Here is a 26,017-nt window from a genome sequence, read left to right on the forward strand (position 1 = left end):
GCGCCCGCCGGACACCTCCCAGTTGCCGGATTCCGGCCGGTCGGCGCGATGGCGGTCCGGCCTCGCTCCGGCTTCGAGCTGATCACGAAACGGTGTGAGCGCCGTCACCTTCGCCGAGCTCGCCCAATACCGCCGCCAGCAGCCGCGCCGCCCCAGCCTTATCCAGCGGATTATTGCCATTTCCGCACTTCGGAGACTGTACGCAGGACGGGCACCCGCTCGCGCAACCGCAGGATTCGATGGCCGCGAGGGTCGCCCCGAGCCACTGCCGCAGTCGCGCGAACCCGCGCTCGGCGAAGCCGGCACCGCCCGGATGCCCGTCGTAGACGAAGACGGTGGGCAGTCCGGTATCGGCGTGTTCGGCGGTCGATACCCCGCCGATATCCCATCGATCGCAGGTCGCGACCAGGGGCAACATGCCGATGGCGGCGTGTTCGGCGGCGTGCAGCGCTCCAGGCGCCCGTTTCGCATCGATTCCGGCGCGTGCCAGCAGATCCGGGGTGACGGTGTAGAACACCGCCCGGGTGGGCAGCAGCTGTGCGGGCAGGTCCAGCGGCACCATGTCCAGCACCTCGCCGCTGGGGAGTTTGCGCAGGTAGCCGATGACCTGACGGGTCACCAGCACGCGTCCCAGCGCGATGGTCACCTCCCCGTGCACGTGTTCATGCAGTACTTCCTCGACCTCGATCGAGGTCACTGCCCGCGCACTGGTGGACCAGCCCGGCGTCTCTGCGCGCACGAGCGCGACGCCCTCCTCCAAATCCAGCTCGTCCACCACGAAACTCTCGCCTTGATGCAGGTGAACGGCCCCTTCGTGCAGGGTCGCCGGCGCTCGCCCGGCATCGGTGGTGCCCAGCATGCGCCCGCTTTCGACATCCACCACCGCGATGGCCGTGCCGATGCCCCCGCGCACGTCGACGGCATCGTGCGGATGCGAGTCCACGGTGCTGAACCAGCGCGCCGACCCATCCTTCCCGGCCCCCGCCCGCCGCCGGATCAAACCCTGTTTCGCCAGGTCGGACAGCAGTTCCCAGGCTCGATAGTCCAGGACCTCGGCATCGGTGAGCGGTTGTTCCATGGCCGCGCAGAGCAGATGCGGGCCTAATACATAGGGATTGTGCGGATCGGTGATGGTGGCCTCCACCGGCCGCCCGAGCAGCGCCTCCGGGTGATGCACCAAATACGTGTCCAGCGGGTCGTCGCGTGCGATGAGCAGCACCAATGACCCCTGCGTGCGCCGCCCCGCCCGCCCGGCCTGCTGCCAGAAGGAGGCCACCGTGCCCGGATACCCCGCCACCACGACCGCGTCCAGTCCGGCGATGTCCACGCCCAGTTCCAGGGCATTGGTGGTGGCAGCGCCCAGCAGGGACCCCTCGGACAGGGCTGTCTCCAACGCTCGCCGGTCCTCGGCCAGATATCCGGCCCGATAGGCGGCGATCCGGCTCGGCAGCGCGGGGTCGACGTCGGCGAGCAGCCTTCTCGTATCCATGGCGATGGCCTCGGCCCCGACCCGGGACCTTACGAAGGTGAGGGTGCGCGCCCCCTCGGTCACCAGGTCGGCCATCACTTTGGCCGCCTCGGCGCCGGCCGAACGTCGCACGGCCGCACCATTTTCCCCGGTCACGCCCGCCCCGAGCAGCGGCGGCTCCCAGAGCGCCACGGTTCGCGCCCCCTGCGGCGACCCGTCCTCGGTGACCGCGACGCAGGGCGCTCCGATGAGCCGCGAGGCCGCCTCGGCCGGGTCGGCGGTGGTCGCCGAGCAGAGCACGAAAACCGGATCCGCCCCGTATCTCTGGGCGAGCCGCCGCAATCGGCGCAGTACCAGCGCCACATGCGACCCGAAAACCCCGCGATAGGTATGGCATTCGTCGACCACCACGTACTTCAGCTGCCGCAGCAGCCGCGCCCACCGCTGATGCGATCGCAGCATGCCGACGTGCAGCATGTCCGGATTGGTGAAGACCCAGCGCGCGTTGGCCCGCACCCACTGCCGGATCTCGACCGGCGTATCCCCGTCATAAGGAGCGGGGTGGATTCCTCGAAGCGGGTCCTGACCGGTGAGTTCATTGACCATGCGCAGCTGATCGGCCCCGAGTGCCTTGGTCGGCGACAGATATAAGGCCGTGGCCCGCGGATCCTGCTGCAGGGCGGTGAGCACCGGCAATTGATATGCCATCGACTTACCTGACGCCGTCCCGGTGGAAACCACCACGTGCCGTCCCTGCGCGGCCAGGTCGGCGGCCCGCACCTGATGTATCCAGGGCTGTTCCACCCCGGTCGCGCACATCGCGGCAACCACGTCGGGGGAGGTCCATTCGGGCCATTCCGTTACCTGAGCCGCACGTGGCGGTAGCTCCGCGACATGAGTGAGACGCGGGTCACCACCCACCGCCCCGGTAAGGACACGATTCAGCAACGATCGACCATAGCTGGGGGAGTTGTCACCGTCCGCGCGCTCCGCGGCGTCCGCGATATTCACGATCGCGGGGTCCTGCGGGGCGAGTGCGGTGCGAAACGTGTGTATGTCTGGTCCTCTACCTGCCATTTCACTACAGAGTAGCGGCCTGTCTCACAGGGGGTTTGCCGGATGCTCGCTCTGTTATCCGGAAGCAAACCTACTTCGAGTACGGATTTGGGCATTACGCCCCTCACCTGCGCATTCGCAAGATCAACTTTTTTGCAAATTGTGGGTAACTCAGCTGTTGAATTGCTCGCGGACATGGTTCACTGGTTCCTGGTCGCAAGCTTCTGTGTTCGAGGGAACGGATCCAAAGTCCAAACCATCAAGCAGGATCGATGTTGCGAACGGTGTACTGATGGCTTTCCTGCAGGGGGAACAGAGTACAGCGGTCTCAACGGACCCGGTGGACGAACCTACTTGTCTACCGTTCCGGTATGGAAAGAGAAGGAACAGAATGGCACAGGGAACTGTGAAGTGGTTCAACGCGGAGAAGGGGTTCGGCTTCATCGCGCCCGAGGACGGCTCCGCTGACGTCTTCGTCCACTACTCCGAGATCCAGGGTTCGGGCTTCCGCACCCTCGAGGAGAACCAGAAGGTCGAGTTCGAGGTCGGTCAGGGCACCAAGGGCCCGCAGGCCACCGGTGTTCGCGCGCTCAGCTGAGCGGGCCAACCCCCAGGTACCCGTCCCCCATCGCCACATGGCGGTGGGGGACGACCCATATCTGCACCCATTACACTCGATCACAACCCGGGGCCATATCGTCGCTGCGACCGAGGCTAAGCCTCTGAACACGGTATAAACGTTGCTGGCAGCGATATAACGAGTCGCAGCCGCTTGCCCCACCCGCGTATCGGCGCGGCCGCGCCGCTGAAATATGAGCGGCGCGGATCGACAGGAAAGGTGTGTTCGCCGGTGGCAACACGAGACCGCGGTGCAGCGCCGAACTCCAAGGCAGCGCCCGACCAGGGCCGCCCCCTGCGTCGTCTCGTGATTGTCGAGTCACCGACGAAGGCCCGAAAAATCGCCCCCTACCTGGGCCGCGGCTATGTGGTCGAGGCGTCGGTGGGCCATATTCGGGATCTGCCCAGAGGCGCCGCCGATGTACCCGCCAAATACAAGGGACAGCAGTGGGCCAGACTCGGCGTCGACGTCGACAATGACTTCGAGGCCATCTATGTGGTGAGCCCCGATAAGAAGGCCAAGGTCGCCGAGCTCAAGAGCCTGTTGGCCGACGCCGACGAACTTTATCTCGCCACCGACCCCGACCGCGAGGGCGAAGCCATCGCGTGGCATCTGCTGGAGACGCTGAAGCCCAAGGTCCCGGTCCGGCGCATGGTGTTCCACGAGATCACCGAGCCCGCCATCCTCGCGGCGGCCGCCGACACGCGCGAGCTCGACAAGGATTTGGTCGACGCGCAGGAGACCCGGCGCATCCTCGACCGGCTCTACGGCTATGAAGTCTCGCCGGTGCTGTGGAAGAAGGTCATGCCGCGTTTGTCGGCGGGCCGCGTGCAGTCGGTGGCGACGCGCGTCATCGTGCAGCGCGAGCGGGAGCGCATGGCGTTCCGGTCCGCCGAGTACTGGGATATCGCGGCCAAGCTGGACGCGGGCGATCAGGGCGAGGGCAATCCGCGGGTCTTCGGTTCGCGGTTGGTGAGTGTCGACGGCGCTCGCGTGGCGGCCGGTCGTGATTTCGGATCCGACGGGCAGTTGAAGTCCTCGGGTGTCACCGTGCTGGACGCCGGTTACGCGCAGCGGCTCGCGGAATCGCTCACCGGGGTCGATCTCAATGTCACCTCGGTCGAGTCCAAGCCGTACACGCGTAAGCCGTACGCGCCGTTCATGACCTCGACGTTGCAGCAGGAGGCGGCGCGCAAGCTGCGTTTCACCTCCGAGCGCACCATGCGGGTCGCGCAGCGGCTGTATGAAAACGGCTACATCACCTATATGCGTACCGACTCGACCACGTTGTCGGACACCGCGATTCAGGCCGCGCGGGCGCAGGCGACGCAGTTGTACGGTGCGGAGTATGTGAGCCCGACGCCGCGCCAGTACACCCGCAAGGTCAAGAACGCGCAGGAGGCACACGAGGCGATCCGCCCGTCGGGTGATGTGTTCATCACCCCGGGGCAGATTCATTCGCGGGTCGACAATGACGAGTTCCGGTTGTACGAGCTGATCTGGCAGCGCACCGTGGCCTCGCAGATGCAGGACGCGCGCGGCACCACCATGACGGTGCGCATCACCGGTATCGCGAATACCGGTGAGGAGTGCGTGTTCTCGTCGTCCGGCCGGACCATCACCTTCGCGGGCTTCCTCAAGGCGTATGTGGAGAGTGTCGACGAGGACGCGGGCGGTCAGTCCGATGACGCCGAATCGCGACTGCCGGTGCTGACCGAGGGCCAGGGCGTGACGGCCGTCGAACTGCTGCCGGACGGGCACACCACCAATCCGCCCGCGCGGTTCAATGAAGCCTCGCTGATCAAGACCTTGGAAGACCTCGGTATCGGGCGTCCTTCCACCTACGCGTCGATCATCAAGACGATTCTCGATCGCGGGTACGTGTACAAGCGCGGTAATGCGCTGGTGCCGTCGTGGGTGGCGTTCGCCGTGGTCGGTCTGCTGGAGGCGCATTTCGGGCGGCTGGTGGATTTCGATTTCACCGCGGCCATGGAGGACGATCTCGACGCCATCGCCGGTGGGCGCGAGCAGCGCGGAAACTGGTTGTCCAGCTTCTACTTCGGCGGTGAGCACGGCGCCGAGGGTTCGGTGGCGCGCGAGGGCGGCCTGAAGAAGATGGTCGGCGAGCGGCTCGACGGAATCGATGCGCGCGAGGTCAATTCGATCAAGCTGTTCGTCGATGACGAGGGCCGCGATGTGGTCGTGCGGGTCGGCAAGTTCGGTCCGTATCTCGAGCGCATGATCGTCAATCCCGATGACCCGCAAGGGGATCCGATCTCGCAGCGGGCGAACCTGCCCGATGAGCTGCCGCCGGACGAGCTGACCGCCGAGGTCGCCGAGAAGCTGTTCTCGACGCCGCAGGAGGGGCGCTCACTCGGTGTGGATCCCGAGAGCGGGCACGAAATCGTCGCCAAGGAAGGACGTTTCGGTCCGTACGTGACCGAGGTGCTGCCCGCGCCGCCGGAAGAGGCCGAGCCCAAGAAGGGCGCGAAGAAGGCCGAAGCGCCGAAGCCGCGTACCGGATCGCTGTTCAAGTCAATGGATTTGGAGAGCATCACGCTCGATGACGCGTTGAAGCTGTTGTCGCTGCCGCGTGTTGTCGGCGCGGATCCGACGTCGGGTGATGAGATCACCGCGCAGAACGGGCGCTACGGGCCGTATCTGAAGAAGGGCACCGATTCGCGGTCGCTCACCGGTGAGGACCAGATCTTCACTGTCACTTTGGAAGACGCGCTCAAGATCTATGCCGAGCCCAAGCGGCGCGGTGGGCAGTCCGCGAGTGCGCCGCCGCTGCGTGAGCTGGGTGTGGATCCGGTGTCGGAGAAGCCGATGGTGATCAAGGACGGCCGGTTCGGGCCGTATGTCACCGACGGTGAGACCAATGCGAGCCTGCGCAAGGGTGATGAGGTGGAGTCCATCACCGATGCGCGCGCCTCGGAACTGCTGGCGGATCGGCGGGCGCGCGGGCCGGTGAAGAAGACGGCCAAGAAGACCGCGGCGAAGAAGGCTCCGGCCAAGAAGGCGGCGGCGAAGAAGACCGCCGCGAAGAAGGCGGTCGCGTCCAAGACCACCGTGGTGAAGAAGGCGGCGGCGAAGAAGGCCGCGGCCAAGACCGCCGACGGGGTCACTACCAAAAAGGCTGCGGCGGCCAAGAAAGCTGCGGCGACCAAGTCCTGAAAATGATCCTCCGCCCCGGCTCTGAGCTGGGGCGGAGTCATTATTTCCGGGGCTGTTTCCTGTCGGTGCGCTGCCGTAGCGTGTGGTTCGAACACGCACCGGCGGAAGGGCATTCGATGGCAGTCGATCACGAGCGCGAAGAGCTGATCACCGTATTGGCGAGTCAGCGCGAACTGTTCCGAATCACCCTGCGGGGTCTCGCGGACGATCAGGCGCGCGAGCGCAGTACGGTCAGTGAGCTGACGCTCGGTGGTCTGCTGCACCACATCATCAATACCGAGCGGCACTGGACGACGATCCTGGTCGAGCGCGATCCGGAATCCGAATTCGATGTCTCCGGAATGGATTCCGAGTACAAGCTGGGTCCGGACGAGACGGTCGAGGGCTTGCTCGCCGAATGGGATGTGGTGGCCGAGCAGACCGCGAAGCTGATCCGCGAACTACCCAATCTCGAGGATTCGGTCCCCACCCCGACCGCGCCTTGGGCTCCGGAGCGGGTCTGGCTGACGGTCCGGTACATCCTGCTGCACATTCTGCGTGAGATCTCGCAGCATTCCGGGCACGCCGACATCATTCGCGAGGCGCTCGACGGTGCGAACACCACCTACCAGCGCGCGGTCTGAGCTGTCGGCGGTCGACAGTAGTCTGTACGGCGTGGCAGGAGTCTTCGATCGACTGGTGGGACAGGACGCGGTCGAGTCCGATCTGCGGACCGCCGCGGTGGCGGCTCGCGGCGGGCAGGTCGTTTCCGCCTCGGCCATGACGCATTCGTGGCTGTTCACCGGTCCGCCCGGTTCGGGTCGGTCGGTGGCGGCGCTGTGTTTCGCGGCTGCCCTGCAGTGCACCGATCCGGAGTCGCCGGGTTGCGGGCGGTGTCATGCCTGCACCACCACCATGGCCGGAACGCACGGTGATGTGCGGCGCGTGGTGCCGGAGGGTTTGAGCATCGGCACCAAGGAGATGCGCGAGATCGTGCAGGTCGCCTCGCGGCGGCCGAGTACCGGTCGCTGGCAGGTCGTGGTGGTCGAGGATGCCGATCGTTTGACCGAGGCCGCCGGAAACGTGCTGCTCAAGGTGGTGGAAGAGCCGCCCGCGCGGACGGTCTTCCTGTTGTGCGCGCCGTCGGTGGATCCGGAGGACATCTCCATCACGCTGCGTTCGCGCTGCCGCCACGTGCATTTGGCGACGCCGTCCGTAGATTCCATCGCCGTGGTGCTGCGGGATCAGGACGGTCTCTCACCCGAGGCCGCCGCCTGGGCCGCCTCGGTCAGCGGCGGTCATGTCGGCCGGGCCCGGCGTTTGGCCACCGATGAGGAGGCGCGCGCCCGGCGCAAACGGGCTCTGGCCCTGGTCGCCGCCACCGCGCGGCCCGGTGTGGCCTATACCGCCGCCGATGAATTGGTGAAGTCCGCCGATGATGAGGCGAAGCAGGTCAGCGCGGCCCGCGATGAGAAGGAACGCGATGCCCTCGCGACCGCGATGGGTGCGGGCGGCACCGGTAAGGGTGCGGCCTCGGCGACCCGAGGTTCCGCGGGCGCGCTCAAGGATCTGGAGAAGCGCCAGAAGTCCCGTGCCACCCGAACCGGTCGTGATGCCCTGGATCGTGCGCTCATCGATGTCGCCGGTATGTACCGCGACGCCCTCGCCGTCCGCTTCGGTGCGGCGAACGCCACCGCGAAAACCGGTGTCACGCTGACACATCCCGATATGGCCGACCAGATCCGCGCCCTCGCCGCCGACGTCCGCCCCGAGGGCCTGCTCCTGTCCATCCAAGCCGTCCTGGATTGCCGCGACGCCCTGGAAACCAATGTGAAGCCCCGCTTCGCCGTAGCCGCCATGGTCGCGGGCCTGATAGCCGCCCGCTCCGCGTGACCGTGACCACCGATTTTCGGATTCCGGCCATCAGACGATAGACTCGCACCGCCGGAAGGCACGCCGCCTTAGCTCAGTCGGTAGAGCGCTTCACTCGTAATGAAAAGGTCGGGGGTTCGATTCCCCCAGGCGGCTCGAAAAAAAGCCCTCGACGCATATGCGCCGGGGGCTTTTTCTGTGTGCCGGGGTGGCGCAATGTCCGAACCGGACAACGGTTTTCGGCCCTCGAGCTGCGGGTTCAAGGATCGCGTATGAGCCGGGTGGGTGCGGGGTCGTTAGCGTCGTCGGTGTTCGGATTCGCGGTCTGGCGGGTCCGGAAGTCGAACTATCCGGGGGTAGGTATGAAGCGCATGATTTTGGCAGGGGTTGTCGCCGTGGTGTGGGCGTTCGAGCAGGGCCGGAACTCATCGCGCGGATGCCGGGGTGCGTGGATCGCGACTTTGTACAGCTAGACGCACTCGGGCCCCGGACGCACCGGATGCGTCAGGGGCCCGAGCGTTGGTCAGGAGACCAGGCCGCGGCCGGTGGTCAGGGGGAGGTCCATGGCGGTGAGGAGGCCGGGGCGGGCGCTGATCAGGGCGGGGATGGCGCTGACCAGGCGGGCGGCGGTGCCGACGACGCCCGCTTCGGCGTGGTCGCCGTTGCTGTAGAGCTGCAGGTCCAGGAGGTAGTCGGGGTCGCCTTTGATTTCCACTCGGTAGCAGCCTTTTCCGGCCGGTTGCGGCCAGTCGGGTGCCAGGTCGGGGTGCAGGCGGGTGACGTGTTCGAGGGTGAGGATTTCGCGGCCCGCGCGGACGCCGTGGATTTGGAAGCGCAGGGCGGCGGCGGTGCCGGGGGCGATGACGCGTTTGCCCACGAGGAGTTCGTCGGTGGCGGGGAGGCGTTCGTAATGCTGTGTGACGGAATCCAATTCGACGTCGAGGGCGGAGGCGAGCTGGCGGATGACGCTGCCCCAGGCGAGGGTGAGGACGCCGGGTTGCAGCAGCAGGGGCAGATCGTCGAGGGCGCTGCCGAAGCCCATGATGTCGAACAGGACTTTGGGGTTGTCGTAGGTGGAGTAGTCCATGATCTCCGAGCAGATGACGGCGTCGATGCGCTCGGAACCGCTGGAGAGCAGGAGTGGGAGCCAGTCATTGGCCCAGCCCGGATCGATGCCGTTCACCCACAACGAGGCATTGCCCTCGTTCGCGGCGGCGATGATCGGGTCGATGGCCTCGTCCGGCAGTGTGCCGTAAGGGAATTGGAGGAAGACGGGGCTGCTGGAGACCACGTTGATGCCCGCGCGCAGAAACATCTTCAGGTCCTCGACCGCTTCCATGAGCCGGTCGTCGGCCATGGCGGTGTGCACGATGCAGTCCGGTTTCAGGGCGATAAGAGCCTGCGCGTCGGTGGTCGCGAGGACACCGGTTTCGGTGTCCAGGCCCGCGAGTTCGCCCGCGTCCCTACCGGCTTTGGCGTCGCTGGACACCCATACGCCGACCAGATCGAGTTCGGGGCGGGCGATGATATTGCGGAGCGTGCGGCGGCCGACATTGCCGGTACTCCATTGCACGACACGGTATTTCATGGCTGACTCCGGTTCACAGGTCGGGGAGGCCGAGTTCGAGGTTGGGGGCTTCGATACCGCCGTCGACCTCGAGGATCTTGCCGGTGATGTAGCCGCCCGCCCGTGAGCTGAGGAAGACGATGGCGGCGGCGATCTCCCAGGGCTCACCCAGGCGGCGCAGCGGGGTCGCACCCTCCATCTTGGCTTTGATTTCCGGTTGCTGCGCAACGACTTCCAGTGCGGAGGTGAGGACCGAGCCGACGGCGATGGCGTTCACGCGCACGCGCGGGGACAGGTCCGAGGCGGCCATCCGGGTCCAGTGCGCGAGTGCGGCTTTGGCGGTGCCGTAGGCGAGGAAGCCGCGGCCGGGCGCGCGCCCCATCATCGAGGAGATGCTGACCACCGAACCGCCGTCGTTCTTCAGCATGTGCGGCAGCGCGGCCTGGGTGAGGGCGTGCGCGGTGGACACATTGAAGTGGAAGGCGTCCTCCAGGAATTGCGGGGAGGTGGTGGCGAAGGTGTTCGGCATGGTGCCGCCGACATTGTTGACGACGATATCGAGGCGGCCGAGTTCGGCGGCGGCGGTATCGGCGAAGGCGGTGACGGTGTCGAGATCGTTCAGATCGCAGGGGACGATCACCGCCTGGCGGCCCAGGGCGCGGATCTTGCCGGCGACTTCCTCGAGTTGCGCGGGGGTGCGGGCGGCGAGCGCGACGTCGGCGCCCGCTTCGGCCAGCGCGAGCGCGGTCGCGGCGCCGATTCCGCGGCCGGCGCCGGTGACGACGGCGACGCGGCCGTCCAGTCGGAAGGTGTCCAGGATCATCGGGTGCAGTCCTATCGAGTGATGGCAGTCACTCAGAGCTTTAAGAACAAGTGCTTAACTGTCAAGGATGAGTTCTTTATCGGCTGGTGGGCGGCTATTCTGCACCTGTGGGAGTGAACGAGGCGCGGGAGCGGATCATCTTCGCGGCCGAGCGATTGATCGCCGAGCGCGGGCAGGCGGTACCGCTGCGCGATATCGCGGCGGCCGCGGGGCAGCGGAACAATTCGGCGATCCAGTACCACTTCGGCTCGCGGGACGGACTCATCGAGGCCGTCGTGGAATTGCGACTCGGCGCGCTCGAGGTCCGGCGATTGGAAATGCTCGCGGAACAGGTCGGCGCGGGCGCGGGCGTGCACGCGCTATTGGAGGCGCTGGTGGTACCGATGTTCGAACTCGGGGCGAGCGAGGGCAGCCATCATTACGCCCGCTTCCTGGAACAGATCCACACCCATCCCGCGGTCACCGACGCCTCGAACCTGGAGAGCGATCGGCGCACCTCGGTGCGGGTGATCATGCAGCGGCTCGGTGATGAAATGACCACGCTCGCACCGCGATTGCGGGTGCACCGGCTGCGCGCGCTGCCGACCATGCTGTTCGCGCTGCTGGCCGATCATGAGCGGGCGGTGGAATCGGGCCGGGTCGCGGCGGGCGATGCGAATGCCTGGGCGGAGATCATCGATATGCTCGCGGGCGCGCTCACCGCACCGGTCAGCGAACGGGCACCGATTCGCTGAGGCCCACGGTCGGCGGATCATCGTGGGTGCCGACGATGCCGACGGTCGGTGGATCATCCGGCGTGGCGACGCTGTAGTGCACCGGCATGGTGGGCGGCTCTCGATGATTCGGGAACAGCGCCTGTGCGGAGACGGTGGCCACCGCGGCGGCGGGGTCGGCAGCCTGCTGAGTCGCGGCCGGGCCGGTGACCCGTTGGGTGCCAGGCGGAACCGCGGCCGGATGCGGGTTGTCCGCGTGCCGGGTGGCAGACGGAGTGATGCTCGTGCCCGATGAGCCGGGGCGCTCGCGGCGCTGGAACAGCAGGTATGCGCCGACCATCGCCGCGACCACCAGCAGAATCAGCAGGCTGTTGGGGAATGAGTAGCCGAAGGTCATGCTGCCCGCTTTGGCGACGATGATGAGCGCGAGCATGCCCGCGGAGGCGGCCGCGCGGGCGATTCTGCCACTGTCGGCCTGGCGCTGGCGCATGTGACATACCTCCCGTGAATCGAAAACCGTTGCAGGGGAAGCATACCCACGGGTCCGGATTGCGAATCCTGCTGTCCGGGAGTGCGAAGTCGTGCGGAATATGGCGGGTTGGGGCGGGCCCGGTTACGGTTGTCTGGTGGAAACCGTGCAGGCGCGCGACGCCGAATCCGCTGCTCACCCCAGGTGGCTGAGTGCCGGATTGCCGCTGCTCGGCGGTGCCGTGGTGGCGGGCGGCCTGGCGCTACTGCACTTTCGTGATCCGCATGAGTCCGGGTCCTACGGGCTGTGCCCGTTCAAGGAATTGACGGGGTACTGGTGCCCCGGCTGCGGCGGGTTGCGCGGGCTGCACAACCTCACCGACGGCCGGGTGCTCGACGCCATTCACAGCAATATCCTGCTGGTGCCATTGCTGCTGGGGTTCCTGGTGTGGTGGGGAACCTGGCTGGTGAGCGGGTTCCGCGGGCGGACGAGTCCGCCGCCGCTACCGCGGGTGCTGCCCAGGGTGGCCCTGTGGGTGACGCTGGCTTTCCTTGTCCTATATACGGTCGTCCGCAATACGCCGTGGGGCAGCTGGCTCGCGCCGGTGTGATCGGTCGGCGTGCCTGGCCGAATTACCTCGGGCAAACCGGGCATGCTCTGGCTATGAGTGATTCACTGAAGGAGCGCGTGCGCGCGAAACTGATCCGGCAGCTCGATGAGGACGGGCCGCCGGACCCGGATCAGGAAGACGGACGCCAGGTTTCGGTGCGGGACGATCTCGACATCCTGGAGGCCGTCGCCGACGACGACCCCTTCGTGGAAGAACTCGCCCGGCGCTACCTGGTGTTCTAGATCGCGCAGGGAGCCGCGCCGTCGGCCGAACTGCCGAAGGGACGGGTCTCCGGGGTGGGGTTCCAGTGGCCTTCGGTCTTGGCGTAATCCCAGGCGGGACCGTTCTCGACCAGCGTGGCGATGGCATTGACGAGGCGGTCCACATCGGCGGCGGTGGTGCCCAGGCCGATGCTGGCCCGCACGGCGGCGTCCACGCCGAGGCGGGACAGCAGGGGGTGGGCACAGAAGCGGCCGTCGCGGACGCCGATGCCGTGTTCGGCCGAAAGGTAGGCCGCGACCTGCCCGGGTTCGAATCCGTCGACGGTGAAGGCGACGATGCCGACGGCATCGGTGCTGTCCCGCCAGATGCGCAGGAAGTGCACGCCCGGAACGGTTTTCAGGCCGTAGCGCAGGCGGTGGGTGAGGTACTGCTCATGCTCGAGCAGGGTGGTCTCGTCGAGTTCGGCCAGCGCGTCACAGGCGGCGGCCAGGGCGGCCACGCCCAGCACATTGGGGGAACCGGCCTCGTGGCGCTGCGGGGCGGGGGCCCACTCCACGCTGTCGGCGGTGACCGAGCGGACAGCGCCGCCCCCCGCGAGGTACGGCTCGGCGGCGTCGAGCCAGTCGCGGCGGCCGACCAGCACGCCCGCGCCGAACGGGGCGTACGCCTTGTGGCCGGAGAAGGCCAGGTAGTCGATACCGCTGGTCGCCAGATCGATGCGACGGTGCGGGGCCAGCTGGGCGGCGTCCACCAGTACCCGGGTCCCGCACTGGTGCGCGATCCAGGCCAGCCGCTCCAGCGGAAGCAGTTCCCCGGTCACATTGGACGCACCGGTAATGGCAAGCAGCGCAGCGGGTTTGGTGCACAGTTCGGCGACCACGCGCTGAATGGTCTCCTCGATGGTGTCCGCGATCGGTACCACGCGGCGGCCGTTGCGGGTCCACGGCAGGAAATTGGCGTGGTGTTCGGAATCGAGCACCACGGTGTCACCGGGTACGCAGGAGGCCAGCAGGTTCAGTGAATCGGTGGTGTTGCGGGTGAAGACCACGACCTGATCGTCGGCCGCGTTGAGGAAGTGGGCGACCGAACCGCGGGCGGATTCGTAGCAGTCGGTGGAGACGCGCGAGGCGTAACCCGCGCCCCGGTGCACGCTGGCGTAGAACGGCAGCAGATCCTGTACGCGGGCGGTGACCTGCGCCAAAGCCGGTGCGCTGGCGGCATAGTCGAAGTTGGCGTAGCGAATCGTTCCGCCCTGTACGAGCGGCACCTGGAGCTCACAACCGGACACGGTGGCGAGGGCGGCACAGGTCTGGTCGGCGAAAGCAGTCATCACGAAATCCCATCGGGCAAGGGACACGCGATCAAAGAAGACAGTGATCGAGAGTCCGCGCTTGCCGCGCCCGGTCGGGCGGCGGCCCGGTCGTCACCTGGAGCACCCCACCGCGGAGGAGGGTTGCCGACCAGCTAGCCAGGGCTTGACGCTGGTACTCATGACCTGGTTGAAGAGCTTGCAGAAGATCGCGGTTCTTGTCAACCCCATCGAGAAAATCATCCGAAAGTTGGATCGGGAGGGCCGAAAAGGTCGAATCGCGAGATCGTTGCTGAAGCGTATGGTCGGAGAGAAAGTTAGGGTATCCAAAGGTGGGCGCCCCGAGACGTAGATTTCGACCGAACGAGGAGCTCGACCATGTTGGACACCAGCACCGCCGCGCCGTTCTCGACGCTCATCCGCAGCGCGACCGAACAGCAGCACGCCGAGGCCGAGCACTCCACCTTCATGCGCGATCTGCTCACCGGTGAGCTCGGTGTGGAAGCCTTCTACCGCTACACCTCGCAGCTCTGGTTCGTCTACGAAGCACTCGAAAAGCATTCCGCCGCACTGGCTTCCGATCCAGTCGCGGGACCGTTCGTACAGCCGGGGCTGGCCCGCCTGGCCGCCCTCGAAGCCGATCTGGCCTACCTCGGCGGCGCGAACTGGCGCGATGAGCTGACCCCGCTGCCCTCGACCGCCGCCTACGCCGCCCGCATCGAGGAGTGCGCGACCGAATGGTCCGCCGGCTACGTGGTGCATCACTACACCCGCTACCTGGGTGATCTGTCCGGCGGCCAGGTCATTCGCGGTACCGCCGAGAAGCTGTGGAACCTGCCCAAGAAGGGCGATGGCGTGCGCTTCTATGTCTTCGACGACATCTCGAATCCGGCCGCGTTCAAGCGCGAGTACCGGGAGAACCTGGACGGACTGCCCATCGAGGGCGCCGATGTCGAGCGCGTGCTCGATGAGGCCCGCCTCGCGTTCACGATGAACACCGATGTGTTCCGCGAACTGGGCGCGGAATTCAGCGCGCGGAACTGAATCTCTGCCGCTCCGAGGGCCGCCGCACGTTTCTCCTCCGGAACGTCGGCGGCTTTCTCATGCGCGGTGAAAACACTTGCGCCATGGCCCGTGGTGGGTTGCCATGAACGGGTGAGTATTCCCCTGCTGCTGAGCTTTCTCGGGTTGTGCGTGCTGCTGGCCCTGACCCCCGGCCCGGATACCTTTCTGGTGCTGCGTTTTTCGATGGCCGGGCCGCGTCCGGGGATCGCGGCGGCGGCCGGCTCGGCGTTCGGCGGGATCGTCTGGGCGGTGGTGGTCGCGGCGGGGGTGGCGGCGCTGCTGGAGCAGTCGGCCACGGCCTATCGCAGCCTGAAGGTGATCGGCGGAATCTACCTGTTGTACTTGGGGATTCGGGCGCTCATGGCGCATCGTAAGGGGCTCGCGGACGCGGAGTCGGAGCTGGCCGCGCGGGGGTCGCAGGAACGGGCGTCATCGATTCGCTCGGCATTCGCCGCGGGGTTGCTGTCCTGTATTTTCAACCCGAAGGTCGGGCTTTTCTATCTCGCGGTGCTGCCGCAGTTCCTCACCCATGTGACGTTCGCGAATACGCTCACCCTGGGCGCGATCGAATCATCCATCGCCGCAATCGAAATGGTGCTGCTGGCGGTGGCGGCCTCGCGCGCGGTGGAACTGCTGCGCAAGCCCAAGGTGCGGGATCGGCTGGAGCAGGCGAGCGCCGGAATTCTGGCGGCGCTGGGGATCGGAACCGTCGCCTCCGCGGCGGCGTGAGTCAGTCGGCGATCTCGGCGCGGTGGTAGACGCCGTTGTAGTAGACCAGCGGGCCGACGGCGGGCGCGTCCTCGGTGTTGTCGTGCACCCGCGTGACCAGGCCGATCACCAGGGTGTGATCGCCGATCGGAATCAGCTGGTGCACGGTCGCGCGCACCCAGATCGGGGTGCCGTGCAATACCGGTTCGCCGGATTCGAGAGTGGTCCATAGCGACCGGTCGGTGAATCGCTCCTCGGCGCTGCGACTGAACCGCTGCGCCAGATGCTTCTGATGCTCGCCCAGAAAGTGCACCACCACCGATTCCGCCTGCGACATGGCCGCGATGCTGGACGAGGTCTCGGCGATATTGAACGAGATGAGCGGCGGCTGCGCGGACAGCGATGCGAACGAGGTCGCGGTGAAACCGACCGGCCCGTCCGGAGATTTCAGCGTGACGATGGTGACGCCGGCCGGATAGTGGCGCATGGCGGCGCGATACTGCTGGGCGGTGATGCCGCTCAGGTCGTCGGGCACATGGAGCTCGGCGCCAGGCGTCGGAGAATCGGTCACCTTCCGAACCTACGTCCACGACCCGCCGGATATTCCATCCGGTGCGGAAATTCGCCGGCACTCAATCGACGTCAATCGCCAGACCAGCGGTTATTCGAACCAGCTCACCAAAAGTGGTGCGGAATACCGTGTTCGGATGCCCGCCCGCCGCCCATAATTCCGAGTGCCGCGCGAGCGCGGTATCGATGTACGTGGGCAGGTTGATCGGATGCCCGACCGGGGCGACCCCGCCCACCGGCTGACCCGTCACCTGCTGCACCATGGCCGCCGGGGCCCGGGTCAGCGTGCCTTCCAGGCGTTCCCCGGTGCGATCCAGATCGACCGTGTGCGCGCCGGAGACCAGCAGCAGCACCGGATCGTCGTCGAGCAGGAACAGCAGCGATTTGGTGATCGCGCCGAGCTCCACGCCGAGCGCCTGGGCGGCCTCGGCCGCGGTGTGGGTGGGTTGCGGCTGGGTGAGGATGACCCCGTGATGACCGCGAGCAATCAGTGTGTCGGAAACTTTGGAAGCGACCGGTGGCAGGGACCTGCGCATGGCACCAGAGTAGAGCGATTGCGGTGGATGTGCGGGGGATCAGTATTCGGGATAGCCCTCTTCCGGGCCGAGCATTCGCTCGATGCGTGCTCGGGTGACGCGCTGGAGCTCGGCGACGCTGTGCTCCGAAATCGTTTCGCGCGCACACGAATCGAAGGCGTGCTCCAATTCGGCCGCGGAGAGCGCGCGCAATCCCGTCGCGACGGCGGTGTGCAAAGCGTCGTAGCCGGGGTAGGGGCGGCCGTCGGCGATCTTCTCGGCCCAGCTGACACAGCTGCAGCATTCGTACAGGGCGTGTACGGCGCGCTGGCGGGAACAGGAATTGAAGCGGTCGAGGCCGATTCCATGATGCATCAACACGGGAAACTCCCAGCCCGGAGTGTGGCTTGCGGACCCTGCTAATCGTCCCGTCCGCGAGCCCCCGGAAACCAGTGCGGGACAGCAGATTTAGCACAGGATTTACACCGCCCGCCCGGACCCTCCGCACCCCCGATACGCTGGACCGATGACCGACTGGAAGGCTTTCGAGGTCGAAAGCAAGGACCACATCGCGACCGTCACCCTGACCGGTCCCGGCAAAGGCAATGCCATGGGCCCGGACTTCTGGCGTGAACTGCCGCTCATCTTCCGCGAGCTCGACGCGGATCCGGAAGTGCGGGCCGTCGTGCTCACCGGGTCGGGTAAGCATTTCTCCTACGGGCTGGACCTGCCCGCCATGAGCCCGCTGTTCGGGCCGCTGCTCGCCGATAAGGCGCTCGCGGGACCGCGCACCGACTTCCTGCGCCACGTGCGCGAGATGCAGGCCTCGGTCACCGCGGTGGCGGACTGCCGCAAGCCGGTCATCGCGGCCGTCTCGGGCTGGTGCATCGGCGGCGGGCTGGATCTGATCGCGGCGGCCGATATCCGGCTCGCCAGCGCGGAGGCCAAGTTCAGTCTGCGCGAGGCGAAGGTCGCCATCGTCGCGGATATCGGATCGCTGCACCGGCTGCCCGGAATCATCGGTGAGGGGCATCTGCGCGAACTCGCCTACACCGGTAAGGACATCGACGCGGCCCGGGCGGAGAAGATCGGGCTGATCAACGACGTCTACGCCGATCAGGAAGCGGTGCTGGACGCGGCGTACGCGCTGGCTCGCGAGATCGCCGAGAACCCGCCGCTGGTGGTGCAGGGCATCAAGGATGTGCTGGATCAGCCCAAGGCGGGCAAGGTCGCCGACGGACTGCGCTACGTCTCGGCGTGGAACTCCGCGTTCCTGCCCTCGCACGATCTCACCGAGGCGATTCAGGCCGTCTTCGAGAAGCGCGCCCCGAAGTTCCAAGGGAAATAACAACTCTCGTAACCGAACGGGAGGGAAGTCCCGCCGCGAATGACGGTGGGCGGCACGGAAACCGCACCGCCCACCGCATGATTCGGCACCGAGATCAGTGGCCGCCCTGTTCCTTCAGGCGCGCGTACGCCTCGGTGACGAGGGTTTCGGCCTTGGCGCGGTTGTCCCAGCCCTCGACCTTGACCCACTTGCCGGGCTCCAGGTCCTTGTAGCGCTCGAAGAAGTGCGCGATCTCCTTGCGCTGGAACTCCGGGATGTCCTCGACGTCCTGGATGTGATCCCAGCGCTTGTCCTTGTTCGGGACCGCGACCAGCTTCTCGTCGGTGCCGGCCTCATCGCTCATGATGAGCACGCCGACCGGACGGGCCTCGACCAGCACACCCGGGAACACGGGCTCGGGCAGCAGCACCATGCAATCCAGCGGATCGCCGTCGCCGCCGAGGGTGTTCTCGATGTAGCCGTAGTCGGCCGGGTACATCATCGGCGTGTACAGGTAGCGGTCCAGCCGCACCCGGCCGGTCTCATGGTCTACCTCGTACTTGTTGCGCTGACCCCGGGGGATCTCGATGGTGACGTCGAACTCCACGTCATCTCCTTCTTCGGTGCGGGTATGGCTGCCGACTCGCCAGCTCGTTCGGGGGAACGACTGCGCAACGAGGATAGTGTGATGCGCGGAGGCGTGGGTTCGGCAGGGACGGGTATCAGGGAGACGGCGGCAGGTGGCTCGGAACAAGCAGAACATCGGTGGGCTGGAAGCCAAGCGGCGTCGGAAGACCTGGATCCTGGTGGCATCGGTCTTGGTGGTGGTGCTCGGCATCGCCACGGGTGTGGTGTTGACGCTGAAACCGTGGACGGAGGAATTCCGGCACGGAGGCTTGACGATCGCGGACCCGCCGTCACCGGTGCAGCCGCTACCGCAGGTGGCGCCCGCTCCGGCGGACGCACCGGCACCGAGCGCGAACGGTTTGGCCGCCGCGCTCGCACCCGTGGTCGGCAATCCGGATCTGGGGATTTTCGCGGCCTCGGTCTCGGACGCGGACAGCGGCAAAGTGCTGTGGACGACCGATCCCGGCAAGCCGATGATTCCCGCCTCCACCGCCAAGGTGCTGACCACGGCCGCCGCACTGCTGGCGCTGCCGCTGGACCATCGGGTGACCACGCAGGTGGTGACGGGCGCGGCCGCCAATGAGCTGGTGCTGGTCGGCGGCGGCGATCCCACGCTGACCGCGCAGCCGGATGGCAAGGGCTACTACCCGAATGGGCCGAAGCTCTCGGATCTGGTGGCACAGATCAAGTCGTCCGGGCAGAAGCCGGACACCATCGTGGTGGACACCTCCGCGTACGCCGGGTCGGCCATGGCGCAGGGCTGGGATCCGGCCGATATCGGTGGCGGCTCCATCGCACCCATCGATCCGGTGATGATCGATGGCGGCCGGCTCAATCCGCTGGTCGAGTATTCGCCGCGCACCGCGACCCCCGCGCTGGACGCGGGTCGCAGGCTGGCGAGCGATCTGGGACTCGACCCGGGCAAGGTGCGCCTGGGCAAGGCGGCCGCCGGAGCCACCAAGGTCGCCTCGGTGCAGTCCGCGCCGCTGCGAGATCGACTGCGCGACATGATGGTTCACTCCGACGACGTGCTGGCCGAGACCATCGGGCGCGAAATCGCGGTCGCCGCGGGCTCGGAGGCGTCGTTCACCGGCACCGTCACCGCCATGGCCACCACCCTGCGCGCCGCCGGATTCGATACCAGCGGCCTGACCCTGCTCGATGCCAGCGGCCTGTCGGTGGACGATCTCATTCCGCCGCGCCTGCTGGACCGCATCGTCACCGTGGCCGCACTGCCGGGTAGCGGCGAGGGACAAGGCAATTCGGGCGTCACCGCGACCGCGAACACCACGGACCATCCCCTCGCGGGTCTGCTCGACTATCTGCCCGTGGCCGGGGCCACCGGCTCGCTCGCCGACCGCTACACCAGCCGTGACCGGGCCGGAGCGGGCTGGGTGCGGGCCAAGACCGGAACTCTGGACGTCGCGAGCGCGTTGGTCGGATATGTGCTGGATCGCGATGGGCGCGTACTGACCTTCGCGCTGATGTCCAATCAGCGGCTGCCCGAACAGAGTCGCCCCGCCTTGGACGCCATCGCCGCCGCACTGCGCAACTGTGGCTGCTCCTGACGGGTGGATGACTATGACCGGACCCGAACACCCCGCCGATCGGCCGGGCGCAGAGACAGGTCGTACCGATGAGAAGGCCGTCACGCGTATCGAATTCGCGGACGGCCGTGACGATGGGCAGGCACCGGTGAGCATCGACACCCGAGAGCCGTCACGGCTCAAATCCACGCTGACCGGTTCGGTCGATTGGAGCCTGGCCGCCCGCACCGGGGCCGCGCTGGTGCCGTCCGGGCCGCGCACCTCCCGGTATTCGGCCGAACAGGCCGTGCGCGAGCTCGCCGAGGCCTCCAAACGGGCCGAGGGGCCGGTGCGCGAGGTGAGCGGGCTCATCGACGGGCGGGCGGTGCCGGACGCGCGCGTGGTCGACCGCAAGGGCTGGATCGCGGCCGCCGCCGAATCCATGGGACAGCTCACCGGAACCGGCGTCGAGGCCGGGGGTAGGGGCAAATTCGTCGGCAAGCCCGCGGGCGTGCAGGCCGGTGCCATGCTGGCGTTCCTGTCCACCGCGATCCTGGGGCAGTACGACCCGTTCAGCGGTCCGGACGGCACGCTGCTGCTGGTCGCGCCGAACATCATGGCGGTGGAACGCGCATTGGGCGTGCCGCCCAGCGACTTCCGGCTCTGGGTGTGCCTGCACGAGGTCACGCACCGGGTGCAGTTCTCCTCCGCGCCGTGGCTCGCCGAATACATGCAGCGCAATGTGGAGATCCTCGGCGATGCCGGGGAGGAGCCGATGGCGGATATGCTCGGCCGCCTGGTGGAGGCCGTGAAGGAACGCCGCCGCGGGATCGAGGATCCGGCGGGCGGCATGGTCGGGCTGCTGCGCGCCACCCAGGCCGAACCGCAGCGCGAGGCCCTGGACCGGTTGCTCATGCTGGGCACGCTGCTGGAGGGCCACGCCGACCACGTGATGGACGCCGTCGGCCCGGCCGTGGTCCCGTCGGTGGCGCGCATTCGCGCGGCCTTCGATCAGCGCCGCAAGCGGCCCGCCAATCCGCTGCAGCGACTACTCCGCGCGCTGCTGGGCATGGATGCCAAAGTGGCGCAGTATGTTCGGGGCAAGGCCTTCGTCGACGAAGTGGTGAACACCGTCGGCATGGATCGGTTCAACCACATCTGGACCGATGCCGACACGCTGCCGCGCACCGAGGAGATCGGTGACCCGCAGCGCTGGGTCACCCGCGTTCTGGGCTGAGCCGGTCGCACCGACCGATCGGCGACCTCGACCGCGACGGGTCGGGTGATCCCGCGCGCATGCGACGATCGGGGCGTGAATCCACGGCTACCCGAGACGCGTGCGGCGCTGGAAATGCGTCATGCGGTACGGGACTGGCTCGGGACATACGCCCCGGACGGGGTGGTCGCGGTCGGATTGTCCGGTGGCGCGGACTCATTGGCGCTGACCGCCGCCGCGGCCGTCGAGGCGGATGTCGTGGACGCCTACGTGGTCGATCACGGATTACAGGATGGTTCGGCCGAGGTCGCGGCCGGGGCTGCGGCAGTGGCATTGGATCTGGGGTGCCGATCGGCACGGGTGCTGACGGTCGAGGTGGGGACCGAGGGCGGATTGGAAGCCGCGGCCCGCAGCGCCCGCTACGCCGCGCTCGGCGAGGCGAGACTGTTCGACGCCCGACCGGGTGTGCCGGTGTTACTCGGGCACACCCTCGATGATCAGGCTGAAACGGTCTTGCTGGGTTTGGCTCGCGGGTCCGGTGGCCGGTCGATTCAGGGGATGACGGAGTACGCCGAACCGTGGGGGCGGCCGCTGCTCGGGGTGCGGCGGGCCGTCACCCGGCAGTTGTGCGCGGATCTCGGGCTGGAGCCCTGGGAGGACCCGCACAACAGCTCGCCCGAGTTCACCCGGGTGCGGCTGCGCACCGAGGTGCTGCCGCTGCTGGAGGAGGTGCTGGGCGGGGGAGTCGCCCCCGCGCTGGCCCGGACCGCGGCGCAGCTGCGGGAGGACGGCACCGCCCTGGATGCGATTGCCAAAGAGTTGCTGAAATCCGAGATTGATGGCGACGGGTTGCGGCTCGAGACGCTCGCCACTGTCGCCCCCGCGCTGCGGCGGCGCGTCATTCGCGCCTGGTTGCTCGCGGGCGGCGCAAAATCATTGACGGACAGCAATTTACGAGCGGTCGAGGCGCTGATCACCGACTGGCGCGGTCAGGGCGGGGTGGCGGTCGGTGGTTCGGTCACCGGGACCAGGTTGGTTGCCGCGCGTGAACGTGGCAGGCTCATACTGGGCTCGGCCCACAGCGGACCCGATCGGGGTCGACATCATCTCTGAAGGGAAACCAGCGGACGTGTACGGGGACGACATCGCGTCGGTGCTGATCAGCGAAGACGAGATCGCGGACAAGGTTCAAGAGCTCGCCGAATTGGTCGCCAAACGTTATCCCGCCGGTGCCCCCGAGGGTGATCTGCTGCTGGTGGGCGTGCTCAAGGGCGCGATCTTCTTCATGACGGATCTGGCCAAGCGGCTGACCGTGCCCACCCAGATGGAGTTCATGGCGGTGTCCTCCTACGGCTCCTCCACCTCCTCCTCGGGCGTGGTCCGGATCATGAAGGATCTGGACAAGGACATCGCCGGGCGCAATGTGCTGATCGTCGAGGACATCATCGACTCCGGTCTGACGCTGTCCTGGCTGCTGCGCAATCTGTCCAGCCGCAATCCGGCCTCGCTGGAGGTGGTGACGCTGCTGCGCAAGCCGGACGCGTTGCGCACCCAGGTGGATGTGATGGCGGTCGGTTTCGATATCCCGAACGAGTTCGTGGTCGGCTACGGGCTGGATTACGCCGAGCGGTACCGCGATTTGCCGTACATCGGCACCCTGGACCCGAAGGTCTACGGCGGGTAAACCGCGTCACACGAGCCTTCGCACGGAGACCGTTCGCCGGATTCGGCGGGCGGTCTTGCTGCTTCTGTGATGAAACTCACGTTAGAACCGTGGACGCGGTGAGCCGGGTTGCCGGGGCTTGTTGCCGAGGGTCAGCTCTCGAGTCGCGCCGGTCGGCGGGGGTGTGTAGCGTGGTGCGTGTTACTGCTGGTCACATGTCTGTATCAATTTCGGACATGCGTGTCGGGGGGAATGGCCAGGAATTCGCGGTGCCGGTTACCGGAAAGTTTCGGGCGCGCCCTATGCTGTCTTTAACAAACCTGACGGCTGTTTTCTGACTCAGTTTCAAACTTTTGGGTCGGATACGGCTGGATATTCAAGACCGATTCTGATAGCAAGGGGCTATGGACCCGCATTTGCGCGACCTGCGGTATTTCGTCGCCGTCGCTGAGGAACTGCATTTCACCAACGCCGCCCAGCGGCTGCACATCGCGCAGCCCACGCTGTCCCGGCAGATTCGACAGCTGGAGCGTCAACTCGACGTGGTCCTGTTCGACCGCAATCAGCGCAGTGTCGCACTGACTGTCGCGGGCAAGGAACTGCTGGAGGGTGCGCGCCGCATCCTCGAGCTCTGGGAAGTCACCAATGTCGCGTTGCAGGAGGCGGGTGAGGTGCTGCGCGTCGGCATCCAATCCTCCATCGGCCGCGGCCTGATCACCGATCTGGAGAGCGCCAGCGGGCATCGCCTCGCCCTGCACTCCGCATCCTGGACCGACCCGTCCAGTGGCCTGGCCGGGCGACAGGCGGACCTGGCGCTCATGTGGCTGCCCGTACCCGACACCGGTCGCTACCGATGGCAGGTGCTGCGCACCGAGCCACGCTGGGTACTGCTGCCGGAGAACCATCCGCTGGCCGGACAGGACACCATCGAATTCGCCGCGCTCGCCGATGAATCCTTCATCGCCATGCCCGCCGAAGCCGGTGCGGCACGCGATTTCTGGCTCGGCGCGGACGCCCGCGGCGGCCGCCAGGCCAAGATCGGCGCGGAAGCGGCCACCGCCGAGGAGCGCCTGGAGGCGGTCTCGCTCGGACTCGGTGTCTGCCTGCTCGCCGAGAACAATGTGCCCATGTACCGCTGGCCCGGCCTGACCGCGCGACCCGTCGCCGGACTCGCGCCGTGCGAACTGGCCGTGGCCTGGCGCGCCGACGATGACCGCCCGACCATCCTCGAGTTCGCCGCCCGCGTGCTCGAAGGCGGATTCGCGGACCGGGAACCGGTCGCCGCGCAATAGCTCGTATCAGACGGCGGTAGTGGGTCGGAGGCATTGCCGCCGCCGCTGAGCAGCGATATCGAAAAGGGCGGTCCCGCACCGGGACCGCCCTTTTCGTATCCGCCCCTATGCCTACTCCTTGCCCGGCGCGGTGCGCTCCCACGGGCAGGCGGCCTCGAGCTGCGCTGCCAGTTTCAGCAGTGTGCTCTCGCTGCCCGGCGGGCCGATGAGTTGCGCGGCCAGCGGGGTGCCGGTGCGCTGATGCACCCCCATCGGCACCGAGATGGCGGGCCAGCCGACCAGATTCCACAGCGGTGTGAACGGTGAGAACCGGGCGCTGGCAACGATATTGGCGAGCCACGGCCGCGAATGCCAGCGGCGTGCGCGGGGCGGCGGGGTGGCCAGGGTCGGGGTGATGGCGACGTCATAGCGTTCGAAGTAGTCGAGCAGGCGCGCCTCGATGCGATCCACCTGGGACGCGCGCAGCAGACCCGATTTCAGTACGAAGCGGCCGAGCGCGATATGCGTGCGGGTGCGGCGCTGCAGCAGTTCCGGATGCGGAACCGTGCCCGCCTCGCGCGCGGCATTGGCCACCCAGCGCAGGGCGAGCGCGAAAGTAGCGCCCTGATAGGGGAGTTCGGACACCCCGATGGTGTGCCCGGCGGTGGAGGCGGCGGCCGCGGCCATATCGGCGGCGCCCGCCCAGGCCCGATCCACCCGGGACAGCGGGGTCGGCGCGGCGGTGGCCAGGCCGATGCGCAGTGTCTTGGGCGGATCCAGTTCGGCGAGCGCGGGCCGATCGGCGAGCACCGACAGCATGAGCGCCGCGTCCGCGACAGTGGTTGCCAGCACGCCGTTCTCGGTCATGCCGCCCCAGGAATCGAGTCCTACCTCGGCGGGCACCAGGCCGCGCCCGGGTTTGACGCCGACCACGCCGGAGCAGGCGGCCGGAATGCGCACCGAGCCCAAGCCGTCATTGCCGTGCGCGATGGTCACCATGCCCGCGCCGACCGCCGCGCCCGAACCGCCGGACGAGCCGCCCGCGCTGAAGCGTGGATTCCAGGGACTGCGGGTAATGCGCTCGGGGGTGTCGGTGACGCCCCAGAGTCCGAACTCCGGAACCGTGGTCAGGCCGACGATGACCGCGCCGGCCGAGCGTAGTCGGCGCACCACCGGATGGTCCGCGGTCGCGGGCCGATTGTCCCCGGCCAGCGATCCGGCGCGGGTGACCTCGCCGGTGACGTCGATATTGTTCTTCACCGCGACCGGAACCCCGGCCAGCGGCAATACGTCCAGATCGGGCCGCTCGGCCAGCGCGCGCGCTTCGGCACGGGCGGCGTCGAAGCGAACCTCGCTGAACGCGTTCACTTTTCGATCTTGTGCGCGAATCCGCGCGAGTACATCGTCCACCATCTGCTCGGCCGTCACCGATCCGTTCTGGACGGCGGAGGCGATCCCGGTCGCGGTGGTCAGATCCAAGGGTGGAAGGATTTCGGGAGTTTCGGGTTCTGCCGCGCAGATGTGCGGCTCCGGCTTCATATCGGCTTTATCGTCGTTCACCACTGCCTCGTTCACCGCTGCGTCAACCGCTAGCGCGGCTCCCTCGTCGTACATGCTGGTGTTCCCCCGTCGCTTCGAGTTCGAA

At 67.3% G+C, this 26,017-nt stretch carries 25 protein-coding genes, 1 tRNA gene and 1 riboswitch; of the genes, 16 read left to right on the forward strand and 10 right to left on the reverse strand.

Annotation, left to right across the window (positions count from 1 at the left end):
• Positions 1-82 precede the first annotated feature (82 nt).
• Positions 83-2,416: a DEAD/DEAH box helicase gene (locus AB0L82_RS19145; protein ID WP_364637551.1), complete on the reverse strand. Its 2,334-nt coding sequence runs from the start codon at positions 2,414-2,416 to the stop codon at positions 83-85.
• A gap of 499 nt (positions 2,417-2,915) precedes the next feature.
• Here AB0L82_RS19145 and AB0L82_RS19150 point away from each other — a divergent pair, with 499 nt between their 5' ends.
• From AB0L82_RS19150 to AB0L82_RS19170, 5 genes are all read left to right on the forward strand, one after another.
• Entirely contained in the window at positions 2,916-3,122 is a 207-nt protein-coding gene (locus AB0L82_RS19150) for a cold-shock protein (protein WP_011206895.1), read from the forward strand.
• 327 nt (positions 3,123-3,449) lie between these two features.
• Positions 3,450-6,320 (forward strand): type I DNA topoisomerase, encoded by a 2,871-nt coding sequence (gene topA, locus AB0L82_RS19155; protein WP_364638000.1) that lies wholly within the window; start codon positions 3,450-3,452, stop codon positions 6,318-6,320.
• A gap of 116 nt (positions 6,321-6,436) precedes the next feature.
• Positions 6,437-6,943: a DinB family protein gene (locus AB0L82_RS19160; protein WP_364637553.1), complete on the forward strand. Its 507-nt coding sequence runs from the start codon at positions 6,437-6,439 to the stop codon at positions 6,941-6,943.
• A 31-nt stretch (positions 6,944-6,974) separates the two neighbouring features.
• Positions 6,975-8,192: a DNA polymerase III subunit delta' gene (locus AB0L82_RS19165; protein WP_364637555.1), complete on the forward strand. Its 1,218-nt coding sequence runs from the start codon at positions 6,975-6,977 to the stop codon at positions 8,190-8,192.
• Positions 8,193-8,254: 62 nt separating this feature from the next.
• Positions 8,255-8,327, forward strand: a tRNA-Thr gene (locus tag AB0L82_RS19170).
• Between the two features lie 367 nt (positions 8,328-8,694).
• Here AB0L82_RS19170 and AB0L82_RS19175 read toward each other — a convergent pair.
• Together AB0L82_RS19175 and AB0L82_RS19180 are read right to left on the reverse strand one after the other, a co-directional pair.
• Positions 8,695-9,759, reverse strand: coding sequence for a diacylglycerol kinase (locus tag AB0L82_RS19175; protein WP_364637557.1), 1,065 nt, complete (start codon positions 9,757-9,759; stop codon positions 8,695-8,697).
• A gap of 13 nt (positions 9,760-9,772) precedes the next feature.
• Positions 9,773-10,561, reverse strand: a complete 789-nt coding sequence (locus AB0L82_RS19180; RefSeq protein ID WP_364637559.1) for an SDR family oxidoreductase — start codon at positions 10,559-10,561, stop codon at positions 9,773-9,775.
• A gap of 107 nt (positions 10,562-10,668) precedes the next feature.
• On the opposite strand from AB0L82_RS19180, the gene AB0L82_RS19185 reads away from it, so the two are divergent.
• A complete protein-coding gene (locus tag AB0L82_RS19185) occupies positions 10,669-11,295 on the forward strand; it encodes a TetR family transcriptional regulator (RefSeq protein WP_364637561.1) in 627 nt (208 codons plus the stop codon).
• Here AB0L82_RS19185 and AB0L82_RS19190 read toward each other — a convergent pair.
• The gene (locus tag AB0L82_RS19190; RefSeq protein WP_364637563.1) at positions 11,270-11,764 is read right to left on the reverse strand and encodes a hypothetical protein; all 495 of its coding nucleotides are present in this window, start codon (positions 11,762-11,764) and stop codon (positions 11,270-11,272) included. The two genes, AB0L82_RS19185 and AB0L82_RS19190, sit on opposite strands and share 26 nt — an antisense overlap.
• 136 nt (positions 11,765-11,900) lie before the next feature.
• Here AB0L82_RS19190 and AB0L82_RS19195 point away from each other — a divergent pair, with 136 nt between their 5' ends.
• Entirely contained in the window at positions 11,901-12,353 is a 453-nt protein-coding gene (locus AB0L82_RS19195; protein ID WP_364637565.1) for a DUF2752 domain-containing protein, read from the forward strand.
• A 53-nt stretch (positions 12,354-12,406) separates the two neighbouring features.
• A complete protein-coding gene (locus AB0L82_RS19200; RefSeq protein WP_364637567.1) occupies positions 12,407-12,595 on the forward strand; it encodes a hypothetical protein in 189 nt (62 codons plus the stop codon).
• On the opposite strand, the gene AB0L82_RS19205 is transcribed toward AB0L82_RS19200, so the two are convergent.
• Positions 12,592-13,905 (reverse strand): aminotransferase class V-fold PLP-dependent enzyme, encoded by a 1,314-nt coding sequence (locus AB0L82_RS19205; protein WP_364637569.1) that lies wholly within the window; start codon positions 13,903-13,905, stop codon positions 12,592-12,594. The genes AB0L82_RS19200 and AB0L82_RS19205 overlap by 4 nt on opposite strands.
• Positions 13,906-13,957: 52 nt before the next feature.
• Positions 13,958-14,071, reverse strand: a riboswitch (SAM riboswitch).
• A 191-nt stretch (positions 14,072-14,262) separates the two neighbouring features.
• On the opposite strand from AB0L82_RS19205, the gene AB0L82_RS19210 reads away from it, so the two are divergent.
• Positions 14,263-14,928, forward strand: a complete 666-nt coding sequence (locus tag AB0L82_RS19210; protein WP_364637571.1) for a biliverdin-producing heme oxygenase — start codon at positions 14,263-14,265, stop codon at positions 14,926-14,928.
• 111 nt (positions 14,929-15,039) lie between these two features.
• Positions 15,040-15,678: a LysE family translocator gene (locus AB0L82_RS19215; RefSeq protein ID WP_364637573.1), complete on the forward strand. Its 639-nt coding sequence runs from the start codon at positions 15,040-15,042 to the stop codon at positions 15,676-15,678.
• 1 nt (position 15,679) lies between these two features.
• On the opposite strand, the gene AB0L82_RS19220 is transcribed toward AB0L82_RS19215, so the two are convergent.
• The 3 genes from AB0L82_RS19220 to AB0L82_RS19230 all read right to left on the reverse strand — a co-directional run bounded on the left by AB0L82_RS19220 (position 15,680) and on the right by AB0L82_RS19230 (position 17,117).
• The gene (locus tag AB0L82_RS19220) at positions 15,680-16,228 is read right to left on the reverse strand and encodes a flavin reductase family protein (RefSeq protein WP_364637575.1); all 549 of its coding nucleotides are present in this window, start codon (positions 16,226-16,228) and stop codon (positions 15,680-15,682) included.
• 61 nt (positions 16,229-16,289) lie between these two features.
• A complete protein-coding gene (locus AB0L82_RS19225) occupies positions 16,290-16,763 on the reverse strand; it encodes a YbaK/EbsC family protein (protein ID WP_364637577.1) in 474 nt (157 codons plus the stop codon).
• A 39-nt stretch (positions 16,764-16,802) separates the two neighbouring features.
• On the reverse strand, positions 16,803-17,117 hold the full coding sequence (locus AB0L82_RS19230) for a 2-oxo-4-hydroxy-4-carboxy-5-ureidoimidazoline decarboxylase (protein ID WP_364638002.1): 315 nt from the start codon (positions 17,115-17,117) through the stop codon (positions 16,803-16,805).
• Between the two features lie 151 nt (positions 17,118-17,268).
• On the opposite strand from AB0L82_RS19230, the gene AB0L82_RS19235 reads away from it, so the two are divergent.
• A complete protein-coding gene (locus tag AB0L82_RS19235) occupies positions 17,269-18,090 on the forward strand; it encodes a crotonase/enoyl-CoA hydratase family protein (protein ID WP_364637579.1) in 822 nt (273 codons plus the stop codon).
• Positions 18,091-18,184: 94 nt separating this feature from the next.
• On the opposite strand, the gene ppa is transcribed toward AB0L82_RS19235, so the two are convergent.
• Complete coding sequence (gene ppa / locus AB0L82_RS19240) at positions 18,185-18,676, reverse strand: inorganic diphosphatase (protein WP_364637581.1); 492 nt, start codon at positions 18,674-18,676, stop codon at positions 18,185-18,187.
• Between the two features lie 133 nt (positions 18,677-18,809).
• Here ppa and dacB point away from each other — a divergent pair, with 133 nt between their 5' ends.
• From dacB to AB0L82_RS19265, 5 genes are all read left to right on the forward strand, one after another.
• A complete protein-coding gene (gene dacB, locus AB0L82_RS19245) occupies positions 18,810-20,264 on the forward strand; it encodes a D-alanyl-D-alanine carboxypeptidase/D-alanyl-D-alanine-endopeptidase (protein WP_364637583.1) in 1,455 nt (484 codons plus the stop codon).
• Positions 20,265-20,277: 13 nt separating this feature from the next.
• Entirely contained in the window at positions 20,278-21,459 is a 1,182-nt protein-coding gene (locus AB0L82_RS19250) for a zinc-dependent metalloprotease (RefSeq protein ID WP_364637585.1), read from the forward strand.
• A 114-nt stretch (positions 21,460-21,573) separates the two neighbouring features.
• Positions 21,574-22,551 (forward strand): tRNA lysidine(34) synthetase TilS, encoded by a 978-nt coding sequence (tilS, locus tag AB0L82_RS19255; RefSeq protein ID WP_364638004.1) that lies wholly within the window; start codon positions 21,574-21,576, stop codon positions 22,549-22,551.
• A gap of 16 nt (positions 22,552-22,567) precedes the next feature.
• The gene (hpt, locus tag AB0L82_RS19260) at positions 22,568-23,122 is read left to right on the forward strand and encodes a hypoxanthine phosphoribosyltransferase (RefSeq protein WP_364637587.1); all 555 of its coding nucleotides are present in this window, start codon (positions 22,568-22,570) and stop codon (positions 23,120-23,122) included.
• 383 nt (positions 23,123-23,505) lie between these two features.
• The gene (locus AB0L82_RS19265; RefSeq protein WP_364637589.1) at positions 23,506-24,393 is read left to right on the forward strand and encodes a LysR substrate-binding domain-containing protein; all 888 of its coding nucleotides are present in this window, start codon (positions 23,506-23,508) and stop codon (positions 24,391-24,393) included.
• Between the two features lie 111 nt (positions 24,394-24,504).
• Here AB0L82_RS19265 and AB0L82_RS19270 read toward each other — a convergent pair whose 3' ends face one another.
• A complete protein-coding gene (locus AB0L82_RS19270; RefSeq protein ID WP_364637591.1) occupies positions 24,505-25,932 on the reverse strand; it encodes an amidase family protein in 1,428 nt (475 codons plus the stop codon).
• Positions 25,933-26,017: the final 85 nt, after the last annotated feature.

Source organism: Nocardia sp. NPDC052001 (assembly GCF_040680615.1).
GTDB lineage: Bacteria > Actinomycetota > Actinomycetes > Mycobacteriales > Mycobacteriaceae > Nocardia.

Coding starts and splice junctions, on each gene's coding strand:
- AB0L82_RS19150 (WP_011206895.1), top strand. CDS start 2,916: ATGGCACAGGGAACTGTGAAGTGGTTCAACGCGGAGAAGGGGTTCGGC.
- AB0L82_RS19160 (WP_364637553.1), top strand. CDS start 6,437: ATGGCAGTCGATCACGAGCGCGAAGAGCTGATCACCGTATTGGCGAGT.
- AB0L82_RS19175 (WP_364637557.1), bottom strand. CDS start 9,759: ATGAAATACCGTGTCGTGCAATGGAGTACCGGCAATGTCGGCCGCCGC.
- AB0L82_RS19180 (WP_364637559.1), bottom strand. CDS start 10,561: ATGATCCTGGACACCTTCCGACTGGACGGCCGCGTCGCCGTCGTCACC.
- AB0L82_RS19190 (WP_364637563.1), bottom strand. CDS start 11,764: ATGCGCCAGCGCCAGGCCGACAGTGGCAGAATCGCCCGCGCGGCCGCC.
- AB0L82_RS19200 (WP_364637567.1), top strand. CDS start 12,407: ATGAGTGATTCACTGAAGGAGCGCGTGCGCGCGAAACTGATCCGGCAG.
- AB0L82_RS19205 (WP_364637569.1), bottom strand. CDS start 13,905: ATGACTGCTTTCGCCGACCAGACCTGTGCCGCCCTCGCCACCGTGTCC.
- AB0L82_RS19210 (WP_364637571.1), top strand. CDS start 14,263: ATGTTGGACACCAGCACCGCCGCGCCGTTCTCGACGCTCATCCGCAGC.
- AB0L82_RS19225 (WP_364637577.1), bottom strand. CDS start 16,763: ATGCGCAGGTCCCTGCCACCGGTCGCTTCCAAAGTTTCCGACACACTG.
- AB0L82_RS19230 (WP_364638002.1), bottom strand. CDS start 17,117: ATGCATCATGGAATCGGCCTCGACCGCTTCAATTCCTGTTCCCGCCAG.
- AB0L82_RS19235 (WP_364637579.1), top strand. CDS start 17,269: ATGACCGACTGGAAGGCTTTCGAGGTCGAAAGCAAGGACCACATCGCG.
- AB0L82_RS19250 (WP_364637585.1), top strand. CDS start 20,278: ATGACCGGACCCGAACACCCCGCCGATCGGCCGGGCGCAGAGACAGGT.
- tilS (WP_364638004.1), top strand. CDS start 21,574: ATGCGTCATGCGGTACGGGACTGGCTCGGGACATACGCCCCGGACGGG.
- AB0L82_RS19265 (WP_364637589.1), top strand. CDS start 23,506: ATGGACCCGCATTTGCGCGACCTGCGGTATTTCGTCGCCGTCGCTGAG.